Origin of the sequence: Kitasatospora sp. NPDC127116 (assembly GCF_042677365.1) — a bacterium.
GTDB classification, from domain to species: Bacteria; Actinomycetota; Actinomycetes; order Streptomycetales; family Streptomycetaceae; genus Kitasatospora; species Kitasatospora lactacystinica.
The window spans coordinates 1-2,540 of sequence record NZ_JBHXTL010000285.1; the positions used below are offsets into that span (position 1 = coordinate 1).

Genomic DNA, 2,540 nt, shown 5'->3' on the forward strand with positions numbered 1-2,540 from the left:
CCACCGGTGGGCCGGGGCACCCGACGACGGGCCTTTGGACCGGGTTCAGCGGCAGTGAATGCGCCGCACCGAGCATGGTGGAAAACCCAGGAGAGGCACTCGCATGCGCGATCGGGACCAACCCACCCCCGGCTCCGGCCGAGCGGCCGCGACCACGCCGTACCTGACGGCCGGGCCCGCGGCGGACGGGCGACCGGTGCTGTTCTGCTTTCCTCACGCCGGTGGCAGCGCATCGGTGTTCACCGCGCTGCGTACCGCCCTCGCGCCCGTTGCGGACGTGCTGCCGGTCCAGCTGCCCGGCCGGGAGAACCGGCTGCGGGACCGACGACCCGGCTCGATGGCGGAGCTGGTGGCCGTCCTCGACCAGCAGCTCGACCCGTACCTGGCCGGGCCGCACGTGTTCTACGGGCACAGCATGGGCGCCCTGGTGGCGCACGATCTGGTGGCCCGTCGGCAGGAACGGGGTGTGCGGATCCCCGACCGACTCGTCGCCGGGGCGGCCCGGGGGCCGCGGCTGCCGGCGGCCTTCGTCGCGGCACACGTCGACTCCGACGAGAAGCTGCTGGAGAGGATCGTGGACTGCGGGGGCATGTCCCCGGACCTGCTGAGGTACCCGGACTGGTACCGGCCGGCGCTGGAACTGACCCGCGCCGACCTGGGGTTGTGCGCGACGCGGAGCACCTCGCCGACGGCGCCGCTGGATTGCCCGGTCGACGTCTTCCACGGTGTCGCGGATCCGCTGGTGACCGAGCGGGACGCGCTCGCCTGGGTCGGGGCCGGGTCGGTGGGGGGCGCGCTGCACCGCTTCGACGGTGGGCACTTCTTCTTCCTGCGGGAGTCGGCCGGGCCGTTCGCCTCACGGCTCGGCGCGGTGGTCCGGGCGACGGCGGAACCGGCCGGCCCCGACCGGAAAACGGTCCCGCCCCGGCAGCGGTAGGCATGCCGGGACGGGACCGGAATTCGGCCAGGATTGGAAGAGATCAGCCGTTCAGAGTGATCCGGAGGTTCACCGTCATGGTGGAGACGGGAAGGATCAGGCCCCATTCCCGGATTCCGGTGAGTCCGAGGAACTTGCCTCCGGTGCCGATAGCGGGGAACCGGGCCCAGGCTCCGCCCAGCATTTCCTGCCGGTCGATGGTGCCGCTGGATCGCAGCGTTCCGTCGGGGAGCTCGATGGCCTCCTCGTAGTGGGTCATGAGGTGGCCGTTCGGTGCGACATGCGTGGCCGTCACCATACCGACAGTGTGTCCGATCGTGGTGCCGTCGGCGTCGTAGATCTCGTCGAAATAGACGATGGCGTCCCCGACCTTCTGGATCGGCAGCGGCTCGTTCTGTCCGATGTAGTGGTAGCGGACCGTCTTTTCCGTCACGTTGTCGATGACGATGTTCACCATGTCGCTCCCTGGTTCGATGGTGGAGAAAGTCTTTCCGCTATGGTCGGTCCGGCCTCTAAAGCCGTGCCTTTTTCTCCCTTGGCCTGGCGGGCGTACCCGTCATCCGATGGCCCCCGGCCGGTCGTCGGCGGTGAGGATTTCCTGATGGAGGGTGCGCAGCGCGGATCCGGGATCGATGCCGAGGTCGCGACGGAGGGTTTCCCGGGCGGCTCGGTAGACGTTCAGTGCGTCTGCCCGCCGTTCGGACCGGTAGAGCGCGATCATCAGCTGCCGGTAGAAGGTCTCGCGGAACGGCTGGTCGACGGTGAGCGAGTAGAGCTGCCCGATGATCTCGCGGTGCCGGCCGAGGGCGAGATTGGACTGCATCATGATCTCGATGCATTCCAGGCGGTGCTCCTGGATCCAGGTGGCGAAGCCGTTGACGATGGGCCCGTCCCGCAGGTTGCCGAGGGCCGGACCGTGCCACATGCCGAGCGCCCGTTTGAATTCCGCGACTGCCTGTTCGTGCTCCTCGCGGTCGACGTGCTGGCGGCCGTTCTGCGCCAGCCACAGGAACGCTTCGACGTCCAACCCGTGCGGGCCGAGGTGCAGCATGTAACCGGAATGCTGGGTTTCGATGACGCTGCCCGTACAGCCGGCCCTGATCAGGAATTTCCGGAGCTGGGACACGTAGACGTACAGGGCCGAAGTGGCGCGCAGCGGTGGACGTTCCCCCCAGAGTTCGGTGATCAGCTCGTCGATTCCCACGCTCTGTTCGGCCCGGGCCAGCAGTGCGGCGAACAGGATTTCCACTTTGCGGGCGCTGACCGACCGTCGCTGCTCATGGCTGTTCACGCAAACGGGGCCGAGGACCTCGAAGGTGACAGGGTGAAGCTTTTGTCCTGCGGTAAGATCCGGGCGAAAAGGTGAATTGACGGTTCCGCTTCTTTCGCCAAGGCCCACGAGCTGCAAGTTATTGTACATCTCCCTCTCTCCCCGTACCTGTTGATTGCTTCCTGTGACAATAGCGGTAGGTGTGCGCTCGTGGTGGGTAACGCGGAAGGGCGAGGTCCGTCGACCGGAAACATCTCAGTACCCGCAGGAAGAGAAAACAACCGTGATTCCGGGAGTAGTGGCGAGCGAAACTGGATGAGGCTAAACCTTGAG

At 67.0% G+C, this 2,540-nt stretch carries 3 protein-coding genes and 1 rRNA gene; 2 read left to right on the top strand and 2 right to left on the bottom strand.

Going from position 1 to position 2,540, the window contains the following annotated elements; genetic code table 11:
- Nucleotides 1-103: 103 nt before the first annotated feature.
- Nucleotides 104-937: a thioesterase II family protein gene (locus ACFVHV_RS43655; RefSeq protein WP_380359438.1), complete on the top strand. Its 834-nt coding sequence runs from the start codon at nucleotides 104-106 to the stop codon at nucleotides 935-937.
- A 43-nt stretch (nucleotides 938-980) separates the two neighbouring features.
- Here ACFVHV_RS43655 and ACFVHV_RS43660 read toward each other — a convergent pair whose 3' ends face one another.
- Both ACFVHV_RS43660 and ACFVHV_RS43665 read right to left on the bottom strand, forming a co-directional pair.
- Entirely contained in the window at nucleotides 981-1,394 is a 414-nt protein-coding gene (locus ACFVHV_RS43660; RefSeq protein ID WP_380359441.1) for a hypothetical protein, read from the bottom strand.
- 99 nt (nucleotides 1,395-1,493) lie between these two features.
- Entirely contained in the window at nucleotides 1,494-2,357 is an 864-nt protein-coding gene (locus ACFVHV_RS43665; RefSeq protein ID WP_380359444.1) for a BTAD domain-containing putative transcriptional regulator, read from the bottom strand.
- A 27-nt stretch (nucleotides 2,358-2,384) separates the two neighbouring features.
- Here ACFVHV_RS43665 and ACFVHV_RS43670 point away from each other — a divergent pair.
- Nucleotides 2,385-2,540 (top strand): 23S ribosomal RNA (locus ACFVHV_RS43670); the annotation flags it as partial.

Coding starts and splice junctions, on each gene's coding strand:
- ACFVHV_RS43660 (WP_380359441.1), bottom strand. CDS start 1,394: ATGGTGAACATCGTCATCGACAACGTGACGGAAAAGACGGTCCGCTAC.
- ACFVHV_RS43665 (WP_380359444.1), bottom strand. CDS start 2,357: ATGTACAATAACTTGCAGCTCGTGGGCCTTGGCGAAAGAAGCGGAACC.
- ACFVHV_RS43655 (WP_380359438.1), top strand. CDS start 104: ATGCGCGATCGGGACCAACCCACCCCCGGCTCCGGCCGAGCGGCCGCG.